The sequence below is a fragment of the Pseudomonas sp. HPB0071 genome (assembly GCF_000478505.2).
In the GTDB taxonomy this organism is placed as follows: domain Bacteria; phylum Pseudomonadota; class Gammaproteobacteria; order Pseudomonadales; family Pseudomonadaceae; genus Chryseomonas; species Chryseomonas luteola.
Map to the genome: position 1 here is coordinate 2,899,662 of NZ_KI517367.1, position 15,426 is coordinate 2,915,087.

The window sequence follows — 15,426 nt, forward strand, 5'->3', positions numbered from 1 at the left end:
ATCATTCAGACGGCAAGGGGCGAATCGTAGCGCTTGCTCTGGGCTCTGGTAAGGGCCGCTTGATCCGTCTCGTCGCCCAATTCGGCGGCGCGCTCGAAATAGCTCAGCCCGATCAGGCGCAGCGCTTCATGGTCGGAGTCCAACAGTCCTTGCCGGCTGGCCCTGAAAAAATTGAGGTTGCCGGCCTTCAAGGCTTCCTTCAACCAGTGCTGGGCTTCCTCAAGGCGACCCGTTGTTGCCAGCACCGCTGCATAGCTATATTGACCGCGAAAATCGCCTGCCTCTGCCGACCGCTTGTACCAGTCATGTGCAACCTTTGTATCCCGTGTAACGACAAGACCCTCTTCGTAGAAGCGTCCAACGAGATTCATGGACTTGGCATGGCCCAGCTCAGCGGCGCGTCGGTAGAATAAAAAGGCGCTGTGCTCGTTACGGGAGACACCGCGTCCTGTCGCCAGCAGATTGGCATAGTTGTACATGCCCCAGTCCAGGCCCTGTTCAGCGGCCTGACGATAGGCCTCGGCTGCTGCGTGGGCATCCTGCTCGCAGCCCCAGCCATGTTCGCGGCAACGTCCTACCATGTTGAGCGCCATCGTGTGGCCTTGATCGGCAGCGATAGTGAACCAGATCAATGCGAGGCTGGCGTCCTGTGCAATGCCGCGGCCCTCCAGCAGGATCTGGCCTAGCATGGCCTGGGCATCTGGCGAGCCGGCCTTGGCAGCCGTCAGGATGACACGGGCCGCCTCCCTGGGATTATCCGATGCCAGTGCCTGTTCCAGCGCCTGGTTTTCGAGAACTTCCTGTCGCCTCAAGACGTAGGCCATGGTTATACGTCTACCCAGCGGCGTAGCAGGTTGTGATAGGTCCCGGTCAACTGAACCAGTGAAGGATGATCAGGGACGTCGCGGGTCAGGTTTTGAATGGCTGTGTCCATTTCGAACAGCAGGGCCCGCTGGCTATCTTCGCGAACAAGACTCTGAGTCCAGAAAAACGAGGCATATCGAGTGCCTCGAGTCACCGGCTCCACCTTGTGCAGGCTGGTGGCCGGATAGAGCACGGCGTCGCCTGCCTTTAGCTTTACGCGCTGTGTGCCATAGGTGTCCTGAATCACCAGTTCTCCACCGTCATAGCTGTCGGGATCACTGAAAAACACTGTGGTCGAGATATCGGTTCTGACACGCTCGACGCTGTTTTTCACGTTGCGTACGGCGTTGTCTATATGGAAGTCGAATGAGCCGCCGGCGGTGTAGCAGTTGATCAAGGGCGGGAAGATCTTGTGAGGCAGTGCCGCAGACATGAACAGGGGATGCTGCCAGAGCCGATGGACAATCGCTTCGCCGATTTCACGCCTTAACGGATGGTCTTCGGGAAGTTGAAGATTATGCTTGGCCTTGGAGGATTGATGTCCGGCAGTGATTTTTCCATCACTCCACTGGGTCTGTTCAAGCGCCTCTCGGATACGAGCCGTTTCTTCAGCAGTAAAGACCTGGGGTATGGCTAGCAGCATGACGCGCTCCGACGAGCATAAAAAAAGCTATTAATGATAGTCATTCTCAGAATTTTTGCAAAAAGTACAGCGTAGAACTGCAAGCTGTCTTTGATAATTCAGAATACTTTAAATTACTATTGATACTAATTCGTATTTGCGTATATTTTCCGCGGCTTCGTTCGTGGGGAATAATTAGAAATGACACGTCAAACCGAGTTGGGTGTTACGCCTAGGCTGTTAGTTTCAGCGGTAGGGGTAGCCATAACGGCTTTTTCCGGTACTACGCTTGCTCAACAAGCGCCTACTAAGCAAAGTGCTAACCAAGGCTCGAGCGTATTGGATCTGAACAGCACCACCGTCCTGGGGGATGAAGAGGGCAGTTATAACGCTCAGGAATCAGCATCGTCCAAGTACACGGCTCCGCTGCGTGACACACCCAAGTCAGTGACGGTAATACCGGCTCAGGTAATCCAAGACACCGGTGCGCTTTCATTAACTGACGCGCTACGGACTGTTCCAGGCATCACGTTTGGAGCAGGAGAGGGAGGAAACCCCCAAGGCGATCGCCCCTTCATCCGCGGTTTCAGTGCTGAAAGTGACACTTTTGTTGACGGTTTGAGAGATATCGCTTCGCAGACACGTGAAGTATTCAATCTCGAAAGCGTTGAAGTCAGCAAGGGGCCAGGCTCGGCTTATACAGGCGCAGGTTCGACTGGGGGTAGCCTCAACCTGATTTCCAAAACGCCCAAGATGCATGATTTCGTCAATGGCGGCTTTACCTATGGCTCTGATCAGACTCGCCGTACAACCCTGGATGTCAACCATGTATTGACCGACTCGGCTGCCTTCCGCCTGAATCTGATGAAGCACGATGCCAATGTGGCTGGTCGTGATGGTCCAGATGTCAGCCGCTGGGGTGTAGCACCTTCGATTAGTTTCGGTCTGGGTACACCCACACGTGCCACGTTTTCCTACTACCACTTGGAAACAGATGACACGCCGGACTATGGTATTCCGCTGACCAATGTGAACCGCAGCAAGGCCAACCCGAGCGGGCCGGCTCATGTAGATAAGGACAACTGGTACGGGTCTAGCCGTGATTACCGTGAAAGCACGACCGACAGCGGTACGCTTCGAATCGAGCACGATTTGAATGACAGCCTCACGCTGTCTAACAGTTTTCGCATGGTGCGGACCACACTGGACTACGTGGCTACCAACCCGGACGACAGCAAAGGCAACGTTGCAAACGGTTACGTCTATCGCTCACCTAAGAGCCGCAATTCAACATCAGAAGGCTGGGTCAACCAGACCGACTTGAAGGCGCTGTTTAATACGGGGACGATTGAACATACTCTGGTAACGGGCTTGGAATTTAGTTACGAAGATGTGCATAGTCGCCCCTATACCTTTACATCGACGGCGTCCGGTACAACATGCAATGCGTCCTTGCTGGCCAGTGGTGATTGCACCAGCCTGTATAACCCCACCTACAAGGATGGATGGGCAGGCACGATTACCGAGGGTGCGTCTTATACGGATACCGACACCAAGACCAGTGCCGCCTATGTATTCGATACACTGAAGCTTAACGATCAGTGGTCTGTAAACCTTGGTCTGCGCTACGACGATTACCAGGTCAAGAGCAGCGGCTTCGGCAATAATGGTGTTCGTGGTGCAGCCAACACCAATTTCTCCAATGAAAACAATTCGCACTTCTGGAACTATCAGGTTGGTGTCGTTTATAAGCCCGCATCCAACGGCAGTATCTATGTAGCGTGGTCGACATCGAGTAACCCATCGGGCGAGACGGGAGGAGAAGGTTTGTCCGATCTGGCGGCTGCCAATAACGGACTGGATCCAGAGCGTAATCGCAATTATGAAGTGGGGACGAAGTGGGACTTCTTCAACGAAGCGCTTTCGCTTAATGCGGCCTTGTTCCGTACAGACAAGACCAATGCTCGCGTTGCCAGCGCAGACGCCAACATATCGCAAGTACTGGACGGCGAGCAGCGTGTCCAGGGCGTGGAGCTGGGCTTCAGTGGCAAGCTGACGCCTCACTGGAAAGTATTCGGCGGTTACACCTACTTGGATAGCGAGATCCGCAAGTCGACCACCACTTCCGATGAAGGCAATAAGATGCCTCAGACACCGGAAAATAACTTTACTCTGTGGACAACTTATGATGTCACTCAGGATTTCACAGTGGGGGGTGGCGCTACGTATGTGGATCGTCAGTTCGGTAATACGGCCAACTCGACCTACATTCCCTCCTACACGCGCTATGACGCGATGGCGGCTTACCGCGTGACGAAGAATCTGGATCTGCAGTTGAATGTGCAGAACCTGACGGACAAACGTTATTTCGACCAAGTGTACTCAACCCATATGGCGCACGTAGCGCCCGGACGTACAGCGCTCCTGAGTGCCAACTTCCATTTCTGATGGAAAAGTGCATGGCCCGGCTCCTGTGAGCCGGGCTTTTTGTATGGATATCTCTTACTTGTCAGGCGCATATGGCACACGCGCTCTGGTTTTGAATGGCTCGTGGATCGAGTGATTTAAATGAAAAAGCTTCTCTTCCAGCTGCATTGGTTTATGGGCATCACGGCAGGACTGGTGCTGGTCATCATAGGCGTGACCGGCGCTGCGTATTCGTTCGAGCCGGAGATATCGAACCTGATCAATCGTTCTGCAGCGGTAGAGCAGCGAATGGCTGGAAATGCGCTGGCACCTTATGAGCTTATCAAGCGCGTCGAGGCGTACGAGGGTAAAAAGGTAACCGGGCTATGGGCCGATCTGGTGCTCAACAGTAATGTCCGCGTATTTCTCGAGCCCCCGCCGGGAGAGCGGCGCGGGCCTATGCGCTTTGTCGATGCCTATACCGGTGAGGTATTGAGTGAACCGATTGGCGCCGAATTCTTTGGGCTCATGCTGCGATTGCATCGTTTTCTTGCTGTGGGAGAAACCGGCAAGGCGATTGTGGGTGCCTGTACCCTGATGCTCGTATTCTTCTGTTTGTCTGGTCTCTATCTTCGCTGGCCTAAACAGGTTGCCAGCTGGCGCGCCTGGTTGACCTTGGATTGGGCCCGTAAAGGGCGCAGCTTCAATTGGGACCTGCATGCTGTCGCAGGCACCTGGTGCCTTATGCTCTATCTGCTGGCGGCGCTCACGGGGCTCTTCTGGTCCTACGAGTGGTACCGCAACGGCCTGATCCGGTTGTTGGATGATGCGCCTGCCGAGCAGCGAGGCGAGCGCAAAGGCGGCAGGCCGGAACGTCCTCAGCCAAACGGGGTGCCACCCATCATCAATCATGAGGCCCTTTGGGCAAGCGTGCAGCAAGCGGCCGGTCCGACGCTGGAAGGTTATACCTTACGCCTGCCCTCGGCAGCCGGTCAGCCGGCAATAGTCTTTTATCGCCTTCAGAATGCCGATCATCTACGAGCACTCAACAAGCTGGACCTGGACCCGCAAACCGGCGCGGTCCGCAGCCATGAGCGCTACGCTGACAAGAGCATCGGCGGGCAGCTGCTGGGCAGCATCTATGCGCTGCACACGGGAGAATACTTCGGGTTGCCGGGGCGGCTGCTAATGTTTCTAGCCAGCCTCGCCATGCCCTTGTTCTTTATCACGGGCTGGTTGCTCTATCTGGATCGCCGCCGAAAGAAAAAGGGGATTCGCCAGGCTCGTCGCGAAGTCATACCTACGGCAACAGAGGATGAGCCCTGGTTGATCGGCTTTGCCAGTCAGAGCGGTTTGGCGGAGCAACTGGCCTGGCAAACCGCCGGCCAGCTACAGGCTGCAGGCCAGCCAGCAACGGTAAAGCCGCTGGCTCAGCTCAATTCTGATGCCTTGACGGCGGCTCGCAAGGCATTATTTATCGTCAGCACCTTTGGTGATGGCGAGGCTCCAGATAATGCCCGCAAATTCGAGCGCGCCGTATTACGGCAGGCGGTGTCCCTGAAGCAGCTCTCCTACGGTGTGCTGGCGCTAGGGGATCGGCAATATCCGGATTTCTGTGCGTTCGGACGACGTCTGCAGCGTTGGCTGAGCGGGCAGGGCGCTCATAGCCTGTTCGATACGGTTGAGGTAAACCGGGACGATGAGGTTGCCTTGGGTCTATGGCAGTCTCGCCTGGGCGAGTTGGGTGCCGTGGCGCATATCCAACCAGCTACTGCTCCGTTCCAGGATTATCACCTGTCGGCCCGTCAGTGCTTGAACCCCAGAGGGCAGGGATGGCCCGTCTTCAGGGTCGATCTCCAAATGCCGGCAAATTGCTCGTGGGCAGCCGGCGACCTTATCGAAATACTGCCGCGTTATCCTGTGTCATTCGTACAGGAATGGCTAAGTCCATTGGGACTTTCTCCAGATTCCCTTGTATGGCTGGACGGGATCGAGTTGCCGTTGGATCAGGCATTGGCAACACGTTTTCTGCCTGAGGACGTGCACCAGATGGTAGGCATGCACGCACAGGGATTGGTTGAGGCGCTGCTGCCTTTGGCGGTCAGGCAGTATTCAATTGCATCCCTGCCCGTTGAGGGGACTATGTCACTGATCATTCGCCAGGAGCGCAAACGAAGTGGGCAGTTGGGTATCGCGTCTGGCTGGCTGACCACCCATGCTCCAGAGGGTGGGCACCTGATGGCACGCCTAAGACCTAATCCCGCGTTCCATATGCCTCATGACGATCGGCCTGCGCTCTTTATTGGCAACGGCACGGGGATAGCCGGCTTACGGGCACTGCTCAAGGCGCGCATTGACGCAGGACACAGCCGGAACTGGCTGCTCTTCGGTGAGCGGAATCGTGGGCATGATTTCTTCTACCAGGAAGAATTGGAGCGCTGGCTGGCGCATCGGCAGCTTGCCCGGCTTGATCTGGCTTTTTCCCGTGATCAGGAAGACAAGGTATATGTTCAGGATCGCTTGCTGGAATCCACAGAAGACGTCCGAGCCTGGGTCGAGCAAGGCGCGGTCATTTACGTCTGTGGCAGCTTGCAGGGCATGGCGCGAGGTGTACATGCCGCCCTGGTTGAGATCCTGGGCGAATCGGGCCTGGAGCGGTTGCAGGAGGAGGGGCGCTACAAGCGGGACGTTTATTGACGGATAGCCTCTGGCCATTCCCATTTGCAGGAGGGAGATGGCCAGTTGCGCTTTGCCTGTAAATCGATAAGCTCTCCGGCCACTCGGGAAAGCACATGCATAGCGGCGGTGATGCCCCTTGAGAAGCAGCTTTCCACTCTGTCTGCCATGGTTCGGATCCTGGCATTCGCTTAGAAGGGATGTGTATGTCGGAAGTACGTCACGGTTCTACCCAACATTGCACTGCTGACGAGGCAGGGACTTACCGTCTTGTTATCTGGCGACTCATTCCGTTTCTCTGTTTCTGTTACCTGGCTGCCTACCTGGACCGTATCAACATCGGATTCGCAAAGTTGCAAATGCTTGATCAGTTGCATCTTTCCGAGACGGCTTACGGGTTGGGGGCAGGGCTCTTCTTCGTCGGCTATATCCTGTTCGAGGTGCCCAGTAACCTGGTGCTGGAGCGTGTCGGCGCCCGTATCTGGATTGCCCGAATCATGATCACCTGGGGGTTATTGTCGGGCGCCACGATGTTTGTGACCGAGGCGTGGCAGTTCTACCTCCTGCGTTTTCTTCTAGGGGCCGCCGAAGCGGGCTTTTTGCCTGGTGTTCTGTTTTACCTGACCCAGTGGTTCCCTACTTATCGCCGAAGCCGCGTCATTGCACTGTTCATGATTGGTCTGCCGCTGTCGAGCCTGATTGGCGGGCCGATTTCGGGTTGGATCATGAGCCATTTCCATCAGGTCAACGGCTTGCAGGGCTGGCAATGGCTCTTTCTGCTGGAAGCCGTGCCTACAGTGGTTCTGGGTATTTTGACTTTCTGGGTGCTGCCCAACACCATCAGCGAAGCCGCCTGGCTGAGCGCAGAACAGAAACAGGTGCTGTTGCAGAAGCTTGAGGAAGATGAATCCGATCGACCCAATACGCCCTATCGTTTTCGCGACGGATTCTGGGACATCAAGGTCTGGATGCTGGGAGGAATCGACTTTTCAATCCTGCTTTGTGCTTATGCCATGGGATTCTGGCTGCCAACCTTCATCAAGGGCGCTGGGGTAACCGATACCGTGCATATTGGATGGCTCACCGCCATTCCAAGCCTCATGGGGCTGATCGGTATGCTGGCCATTGGCGCAAGCTCGGACCGTTTTCGGGAGCGCCGCTGGCACATCATCGTGCCGTTCATCGTAGGGGCTGCGGCGCTGTCCATGAGCACCTTCTTCTCCCAGGACGTCATGATGCTGGTGCTGCTGTTCGGAATCGCCTCGGCTGCGATCATTGGCGCCGTCCCGGTCTTTTTCAGCCTGCCGGCCACCTTTCTCAAGGGGACGGCGGCTGCGACCGGCTTTGCCCTGGCCTGTTCGCTAGCCAACATTGCCGGTCTGGTCAGCAACTCGCTGATGGGGTTTGTGCTGGATCTGACCCATAGCAGCGCCGTAGCGCTCTGGTGCTTTGCTGGTTCGCTGCTGCTCAGCTGTCTGCTTGTACTGGCCCTGCCGGCCAAGGTGGTAAACCGCTGAGGTCAACCTGCTGCTAGGCTGAAAGAAGTCCTGATTACGGAGGCGCCCATGTTCAGTCACATCCAGCTTGGCATTCACGATCTGTCAGGCATGACGGCCTTTTACAACGCTGTGTTGAGCGAGCTTGGCATGATTCGTATGCCCAACGAGCAAGACGGTGGTCCCGAGGGTGCTGGCTGGCAGTATCCCGGGCAGCGATGGCCGCAGTTCTTTATCCAGTTTCCCTTTGATGGAAAACCCGCTTCGGTGGGTAACGGAACGCAGGTAAGTTTTGCGGCTCCCTCACAGACCAAAGTGGATGCCGCATGGCGTCAGGCGCTGTTGCATGGCGGCTCCGATGAAGGCGCTCCGGGGCTAAGACCACAGTACGCGCCAGATTACTATGGCGCGTACTGCCGCGACCCTGAGGGCAACAAGTTATGCTTTGTTCATGCCGAAGGGCTGCCGTTAGCGCACCACCAGTAAGGCGCCGCCGGCCATACGCAGCATATTGCCGGTATTGCTACCCATGAAGAAGTGTCGTAATCGGGAATGTCCGTAGGCGCCCATGACCGTCAGGCCAATTTCCTGCTGTTTGCGGTACTTCTCAAGCGCAAGCTCTACATCGCCTTCGACGATGGCGGTCACAGCGCTCAAACCCACAGAGCGTAGGATAGTGGCTGCATCTTCAAGAGGCTGACGATTTTCGGCGTTATCCTTTCCGACGGTCACGATATGGCACTCCAAACCCCGAAATAGCGGGCTTTCGGCCATAAGCTCGAGTGCCTTTCGCGCACTGTTGCTGTTATCGAAGCCCAGCATAACGCGCTGAGGGATCTCAAACGCTACCGGTGTCACAAGAATCGGACGGGTCAGGGTGCGGATTGCGCTTTCTAAATGGCTACCGATCAGCCGCGCCGGCGGGGTTTCCTCGCCCAGTCGACCCATGACGAAAAGAGCGCTTTGCGCCTGCATATCCCGCAGCGTATCGAGAAAGTCTCCGTGCCGCTGCAGCGTATCGGTTTCCTGAGCGCCCAGCTTGGTAACATGCTCCTGAGCCGCTTCCAGTAGAAGCTGCCCTTGCTTGAGACCTAGCCCCCTGCGTTTCTCATCCAGTCTGGCCAACTCGTCCAACAGGTGCTCCCGGCTGCCCAGCCCGATAGTGCCACTCAGGTCAGAATCGGCAGGATAATGTTTGCGGTCAAGCACATGCAGCAGATGTATGGGGGTGCCCAGCTTCAGGCTGGCCCAGGCAGCATAATCGCAAACACCTCGTGTTGCAGGGGAGCCATCGATACAGGCGATGATCCTGTTCATTACTGTTCCTCGATCAGTAGCATTCAAAACACGATATCTAGTGGCCCATCACTTTGTTGGCCGCGTCCGGTTTGTCATGGATGCCAAAGCGGTCGACCAGCGTAGCACTAGCCTGGTTCAGGCCAATGACCTCCACGTGCGCACCTTCCCGACGGAACTTGAGAACGACGTTATCCAGTGCCGAAACCGCTGTAATGTCCCAGAAGTGGGCATGGGTCAGGTCGATCACTACATGGGAAACCGCTTCCTTCAGGTCGAATGCTGCGTTGAAACGAGTAGTCGATGCGAAGAAAACCTGCCCTTTTACGTCGTAGATCCGTTTTTGCCCATTTTCCAGTCGGCTCTCTACCGTCAGGTAGAACGCCACCTTGTTGGCAAAAAACAGCGAAGCCAGCAGTACACCGGTGAGCACACCAAAGGCGAGGTTATGCGTGAAAACCACCACAGCCACGGTGACCAGCATCACTATATTGGTGGATAGGGGGTATTTTTTCAGGTTACGGATGGAGTCCCAGCTAAAGGTGCCGATAGAGACCATGATCATGACGGCAACCAGTGCAGCCATGGGAATGCGCGAGACCCAATCCCCAATGAAAACCACCAGAATCAGTAGGAATACTCCGGCCACGAGAGTGGATAGACGGGAGCGGCCGCCAGACTTCACGTTAATAACTGACTGGCCGATCATCGCGCAGCCTGCCATTCCGCCCAGAAGGCCCGAAACAATATTGGCCAGCCCTTGGCCCTTGCATTCACGGTTCTTGTCGCTGGACGTATCGGTCAGGTCATCCACGATAGTGGCAGTCATCATGGACTCCAGCAGGCCTACCACGGCAATGGCAGCCGAGTAGGGGAGGATGATCAGCAGGGTATCCAGGTTGAGCGGCACGTCAGGCAGGAGAAATACCGGCAGGCTGTCAGGCAGTTCACCCATGTCCCCTACGGTGCGTACATCAAGACCCAGATACATCGAGAGGGCCGTCAGCAGCAGGATGCAGACCAGTGGTGAGGGAATGAACTTGCCTAGCGTGGGTACGTAGGGAAACAGATAAATGATGCCCAAGCCAGCCGCTGTCAGGGCATAGACATGCCAGGTGACATGGGTCAGTTCAGGCAGTTGCGCCATGAAAATCAGGATAGCCAATGCATTAACGAAGCCGGTCACTACGGAGCGCGAGACAAAGCGCATCAGCGAGCCCAACCTCAGAAAGCCGATGATGATCTGGATAACGCCAGTCAGCAGCGTAGCGGCAAGCAGGTATTGGAGGCCATGATCGCGCACGAGGGTGGTCATGAGCAGGGCAGTCGCGCCTGTCGCTGCCGAGATCATGCCGGGACGCCCCCCTGCGAAGGCGATGGTCACCGCGATACAGAAGGACGCATACAGGCCGACTTTCGGATCGACGCCAGCAATGATGGAAAAGGCGATGGCCTCTGGGATGAGCGCAAGAGCAACGACCAGGCCGGCAAGAATGTCGCCGCGCAGATTGTAGAGCCAGTGATTCTTGAGGGTATGCAGCATTGCAGGTACCAAAGCAAAAGCCAAAACCCGCACGCCGAGCGGACGGCATGCGAAGCCCATGGGTTATGACACGTTGAAAAAAGACAAGTGCTGGGCCTGAAAGGCGCGCAGCAAATACCGCACTGACGGGTGCTTCCAGCGTCAGCGGTACAGGCGAGGAGGGGAAAGCGCTATGGCGGCGTAGGCAGCCAGCAAAGAGGGTTAAGCAGTGTCATCAGACCTGTCTTCAGCCTTCGAAATAAACGAGGGAGCGACCTTAACACAAAATGTAAAAAGGTGCAGACAGCATTAAAGACTTGCTGTATTAGGCCGATAACAAAATCAGAAGTTTCGGAGCGCGCCTCTGACAGAAGTGCTCTGCGAAAGTTCCCAAAAGAGCAAAATAATCGGATAACTGGCTAGTTGCCACCGCTTCGATTGGTTATATTTTGCTCAGGGGTGCGGCGAAGAATCGCACTTCACTTCTGATGAGGAGTCAAGACGTGGATATGAACCGTCGGCAATTCTTCAAGGTCGCGGGTATCGGCCTTGCAGGATCTAGCCTGGCGGCACTAGGCATGGCACCGACGCCAGCTTTTGCCGAACAGGTGCGCCATTTCAAACTGGCGCGCACCATCGAAACGCGTAACACCTGCCCTTACTGCTCTGTGGGTTGTGGCTTGGTTATGTACAGCCATGGCGATAAGGCCAAGAACGTTGCGCAAAACATCATTCACATCGAAGGCGATGCGGATCACCCGGTGAACCGCGGTACGCTGTGCCCGAAAGGTGCCGGTCTGCTGGACTTCATCCACAGCCCGAATCGACTGAAGTACCCCGAGGTCCGCGAAGCAGGCTCCAACGAGTGGAAGCGCATCTCCTGGGAAGAGGCGATGGATCGCATCGTCAAACTGGTCAAGGAAGAGCGTGACGCCAATTTCATCACCAAGAATGCTCAGGGCCAGACGGTTAACCGTTGGACGTCCGTAGGCTTCCTGGCTGCGTCCGCTGCTTCCAACGAAGCCGGTTATCTGACTCAGAAAGTCGTTCGTAACCTTGGTCTAGTCGGTTTCGATAACCAAGCTCGCGTTTGACACGGCCCGACGGTGGCAAGTCTTGCCCCGACATATGGCCGTGGCGCCATGACGAATACCTGGACGGATATTCGTAATGCCAACCTGATTCTGGTGATGGGCGGAAACGCCGCTGAAGCGCATCCGTGCGGCTTCAAGTGGGTGACTGAAGCGAAGGCCCATAACAAGGCACGCCTGATCGTGGTCGATCCGCGTTATACCCGTACGGCTTCCGTATCGGATTATTACGCGCCGATTCGTACCGGCTCGGACATTGCGTTCCTGGGCGGCCTGATCAATTACCTGATCACAAACGATAAGATTCAGCACGAATACGTTCGTAACTACACTGACGTCTCCTTCATCGTGAACGAAGGTTTCACGTTCGAGGACGGTCTGTTCAGCGGTTACAACGCCGAGAAGCGCACCTATAGCGACAAGTCCACCTGGAGCTATGAGAAGGGCGCGGATGGTTTTGCCAAGGTCGATCCGACCCTGGAACACCCGCGTTGCGTCTTCCAGCTGATGAAGAAGCACTACAGCCGTTACACACCGGAAGTTGCCAGCAATATCTGCGGTATGCCGCAGGATCGCATGATGAAGATCTGGGCGGAAATCGCCGAGACCTCGCAGCCTGGCAAGACCATGACCATTCTGTACGCCCTGGGTTGGACGCAGCACTCTGTGGGCGCCCAGATCATCCGTACAGCGGCAATGGTTCAGCTGCTGCTGGGTAACGTGGGTCTGCCGGGTGGCGGTGTGAACGCACTGCGCGGTCATTCCAACATCCAGGGTCTGACCGACCTGGGTCTGCTGTCGAACCTTCTGCCGGGCTACATGACGCTGGGCAATGATGGTGAGCAGGACTTTAACGCTTACATCACCAAGCGTGCGCTCAAACCGCTTCGTCCTGGCCAGATGTCCTATTGGCAGAATTACGGCAAATTCCATGTCAGCCTGATGAAGGCCTGGTATGGCGATGCGGCGACCGCTGAAAACAACTGGTGCTACGACTATCTGCCCAAGCTGGACGTACCGGGTGCCGGTTATGACGTGATGAAGATGTTCGACATGATGTCTCGTGGCGAAGTCCGTGGCTATTTCTGCCAAGGCTTCAACCCGATCGCATCGTTGCCGGACAAGAATCGCGTAGTGGCTGCGCTTGCCAAGTTGAAGTGGCTGGTCATCATGGACCCGCTGGCAACCGAAACCTCCGAGTTCTGGCGTAATGCCGGCGAGTACAACAACGTTGATACCGCCAGCATCAAGACCGCAGTGTTCCGTTTGCCCACGACCTGCTTCGCTGAAGAAGATGGCTCTCTGGTCAACAGTAGCCGTTGGCTGCAGTGGCACTGGAAGGGCGCTGAAGCACCCGGTGAGGCGCGTACCGATGTGACCATCATGTCGGAAATGTTCCTCAAGCTGCGCGAGATGTATCGCACGGAGGGCGGTGCCTATCCGGATCCGATCCTGAACCTGTACTGGCCGTACAAGATTCCGCACGAGCCGTCTCCCGAGGAGTTGGCCAAGGAGTTCAACGGTTATGCCGTCAAGGACGTTACCGATGCCACTGGCGCGGTAGTGGCCAAGGCTGGCCAACAGCTGTCGGGCTTCGCTCAGCTCAAGGACGACGGTACAACGGCTTCGGGCTGCTGGATCTTCTGTGGCAGCTGGACCGAGCAAGGCAACCAAATGGCGCGCCGTGACAATAGCGATCCCTATGGTGTCGGTCAGAGTCTGGGCTGGGCATGGGCGTGGCCGATGAACCGCCGGATTCTGTACAACCGTGCCTCGGCCGACCCAAGCGGTAAGCCATGGGGACCGGACAAGAAGCTGGTCTGGTGGAACGGCAAGAACTGGGGCGGCGCTGACGTTCCAGACTTCAAGCCGGACAGCGCACCGGAAGCCGGTATGAATCCGTTCATCATGAACCCGGAAGGTGTGGCGCGTTTCTTCGCCGTCGACAAGATGGCCGAAGGTCCGTTCCCTGAGCACTACGAGCCCTTCGAGACGCCGATCGGGGTTAACCCGATGCATCCGAAGAACAACAAAGTGATCAGCAACCCGGCCGCTCGTGTTCTGCCCTCCGTATGGGAGTCGTTCGGCAAGGCCGACAAGTTCCCGTATGCGGCGACCACGTACCGTCTGACCGAGCACTTCCACTTCTGGACAAAGCATTGCCGTTTGAATGCGATTGTCCAGCCCGAGCAGTTCGTCGAGATCGGCGAAGCGCTGGCGAAGGAGAAGGGCATAGCGGCAGGCGACAAGGTTCGGGTGAGTTCCAAGCGTGGTTACATTGTGGCCGTCGCGGTGGTGACCAAGCGGATCAAGCCATTGGAAGTGAACGGCCAAACCGTGCACCAGATTGGTATTCCGTTGCACTGGGGCTTCTCAGGTCTGACGCGTCACGGTTACCTGACCAACACACTGGTTCCATTCGTCGGCGATGGCAACTCGCAAACGCCCGAATCGAAATCGTTCCTCGTCAACGTGGAGAAGGCATAAATGGCACTTCAAGAAATCGTTGCCCAATCCGCGACGACGACCACGCCTTCCTCCATCCGTCAGGTGGAGGAGGTCGCCAAGCTGATCGACGTCTCTAAGTGCATTGGCTGCAAGGCCTGCCAGGTGGCGTGTTCAGAGTGGAACGAGCTGCGTGATGAGGTGGGGCACAACCATGGTACGTACGACAACCCGGCCGACCTGACCTCTGATACCTGGACGCTCATGCGCTTTACCGAGCATGAGAACCAGGCCGGCGATCTGGAGTGGCTGATCCGTAAGGACGGCTGTATGCATTGCGCCGAGCCGGGCTGCCTCAAGGCGTGCCCGAGCCCGGGAGCGATCATCCAGCATGCCAACGGTATCGTTGACTTCAACCAGGACCATTGCATTGGCTGCGGCTACTGCATTACGGGTTGTCCGTTCAACATTCCGCGGATCTCGCAGAAGGATCACAAGGCGTACAAGTGCACCCTGTGTTCCGACCGTGTGTCCGTAGGGCTTGAGCCTGCGTGCGTGAAGACCTGTCCGACGGGTGCCATTACATTTGGTACCAAGGAAGACATGAAGCACCATGCTGAGGAGCGCATTGTCGATCTGAAGAGCCGTGGTTACGAGAACGCCGGTCTGTACGACCCGGCGGGTGTAGGCGGTACGCACGTCATGTACGTGTTGCACCACGCCGACCAGCCTGCGTTGTACAACAACCTGCCGAACGATCCGGCCATCAGCCCGATGGTAAGCCTGTGGAAAGGCATCACCAAGCCGTTATCGCTGCTTGCCATGGGCGCTGCGGTGCTGGCGGGCTTCTTCCACTACGTACGTATCGGACCGAACCGTGCGGACGAAGAGGATGAGGCGCATCACGATGCCGCCGCCGAGCAGGTGGAGAAAAAGTCCCAGGACACGTCGGTGAAGACGTTCGATCCGACCAAACGCTGAGATAACGTCTCCCTCGCAGGCGGGGGA

At 56.6% G+C, this 15,426-nt stretch carries 10 protein-coding genes; 6 read left to right on the forward strand and 4 right to left on the reverse strand.

All coding sequences use genetic code 11. The features are described from left to right. Window positions 1–5 precede the first annotated feature (5 nt). Both HMPREF1487_RS13555 and HMPREF1487_RS13560 read right to left on the reverse strand, forming a co-directional pair. A complete protein-coding gene (locus tag HMPREF1487_RS13555; RefSeq protein WP_010797225.1) occupies window positions 6–824 on the reverse strand; it encodes a tetratricopeptide repeat protein in 819 nt (272 codons plus the stop codon). 2 nt (window positions 825–826) lie between these two features. Continuing rightward, window positions 827–1,507 (reverse strand): Fe2+-dependent dioxygenase, encoded by a 681-nt coding sequence (locus tag HMPREF1487_RS13560; protein WP_010797226.1) that lies wholly within the window; start codon window positions 1,505–1,507, stop codon window positions 827–829. 180 nt (window positions 1,508–1,687) lie between these two features. On the opposite strand from HMPREF1487_RS13560, the gene HMPREF1487_RS13565 reads away from it, so the two are divergent. From HMPREF1487_RS13565 to HMPREF1487_RS13580, 4 genes are all read left to right on the forward strand, one after another. Continuing rightward, a complete protein-coding gene (locus HMPREF1487_RS13565; RefSeq protein ID WP_010797227.1) occupies window positions 1,688–3,934 on the forward strand; it encodes a TonB-dependent receptor in 2,247 nt (748 codons plus the stop codon). 120 nt (window positions 3,935–4,054) lie between these two features. Then, complete coding sequence (locus HMPREF1487_RS13570; protein WP_010797228.1) at window positions 4,055–6,589, forward strand: sulfite reductase flavoprotein subunit alpha; 2,535 nt, start codon at window positions 4,055–4,057, stop codon at window positions 6,587–6,589. A gap of 185 nt (window positions 6,590–6,774) precedes the next feature. Continuing rightward, complete coding sequence (locus HMPREF1487_RS13575) at window positions 6,775–8,085, forward strand: MFS transporter (protein WP_010797230.1); 1,311 nt, start codon at window positions 6,775–6,777, stop codon at window positions 8,083–8,085. Between the two features lie 48 nt (window positions 8,086–8,133). Then, a complete protein-coding gene (locus HMPREF1487_RS13580) occupies window positions 8,134–8,550 on the forward strand; it encodes a VOC family protein (RefSeq protein WP_010797231.1) in 417 nt (138 codons plus the stop codon). Here HMPREF1487_RS13580 and HMPREF1487_RS13585 read toward each other — a convergent pair. Next, on the reverse strand, window positions 8,533–9,381 hold the full coding sequence (locus HMPREF1487_RS13585; protein WP_010797232.1) for a universal stress protein: 849 nt from the start codon (window positions 9,379–9,381) through the stop codon (window positions 8,533–8,535). The two genes, HMPREF1487_RS13580 and HMPREF1487_RS13585, sit on opposite strands and share 18 nt — an antisense overlap. Before the next feature lie 37 nt (window positions 9,382–9,418). Further along, window positions 9,419–10,903, reverse strand: a complete 1,485-nt coding sequence (locus HMPREF1487_RS13590) for a SulP family inorganic anion transporter (RefSeq protein ID WP_037030775.1) — start codon at window positions 10,901–10,903, stop codon at window positions 9,419–9,421. A gap of 482 nt (window positions 10,904–11,385) precedes the next feature. Here HMPREF1487_RS13590 and fdnG point away from each other — a divergent pair, with 482 nt between their 5' ends. Next, the gene (fdnG, locus tag HMPREF1487_RS13600; RefSeq protein WP_139272269.1) at window positions 11,386–14,460 is read left to right on the forward strand and encodes a formate dehydrogenase-N subunit alpha; all 3,075 of its coding nucleotides are present in this window, start codon (window positions 11,386–11,388) and stop codon (window positions 14,458–14,460) included. After that, entirely contained in the window at window positions 14,461–15,399 is a 939-nt protein-coding gene (fdxH, locus tag HMPREF1487_RS13605; protein WP_010797236.1) for a formate dehydrogenase subunit beta, read from the forward strand. Window positions 15,400–15,426 lie beyond the last annotated feature (27 nt).

Bases quoted from the DNA above. Each gene is read 5' to 3' on its own strand.
- HMPREF1487_RS13555 (WP_010797225.1), bottom strand. From the start codon at position 824: ATGGCCTACGTCTTGAGGCGACAGGAAGTTCTCGAAAACCAGGCGCTG.
- HMPREF1487_RS13560 (WP_010797226.1), bottom strand. From the start codon at position 1,507: ATGCTGCTAGCCATACCCCAGGTCTTTACTGCTGAAGAAACGGCTCGT.
- HMPREF1487_RS13565 (WP_010797227.1), top strand. From the start codon at position 1,688: ATGACACGTCAAACCGAGTTGGGTGTTACGCCTAGGCTGTTAGTTTCA.
- HMPREF1487_RS13570 (WP_010797228.1), top strand. From the start codon at position 4,055: ATGAAAAAGCTTCTCTTCCAGCTGCATTGGTTTATGGGCATCACGGCA.
- HMPREF1487_RS13575 (WP_010797230.1), top strand. From the start codon at position 6,775: ATGTCGGAAGTACGTCACGGTTCTACCCAACATTGCACTGCTGACGAG.
- HMPREF1487_RS13580 (WP_010797231.1), top strand. From the start codon at position 8,134: ATGTTCAGTCACATCCAGCTTGGCATTCACGATCTGTCAGGCATGACG.
- HMPREF1487_RS13585 (WP_010797232.1), bottom strand. From the start codon at position 9,381: ATGAACAGGATCATCGCCTGTATCGATGGCTCCCCTGCAACACGAGGT.
- HMPREF1487_RS13590 (WP_037030775.1), bottom strand. From the start codon at position 10,903: ATGCTGCATACCCTCAAGAATCACTGGCTCTACAATCTGCGCGGCGAC.
- fdxH (WP_010797236.1), top strand. From the start codon at position 14,461: ATGGCACTTCAAGAAATCGTTGCCCAATCCGCGACGACGACCACGCCT.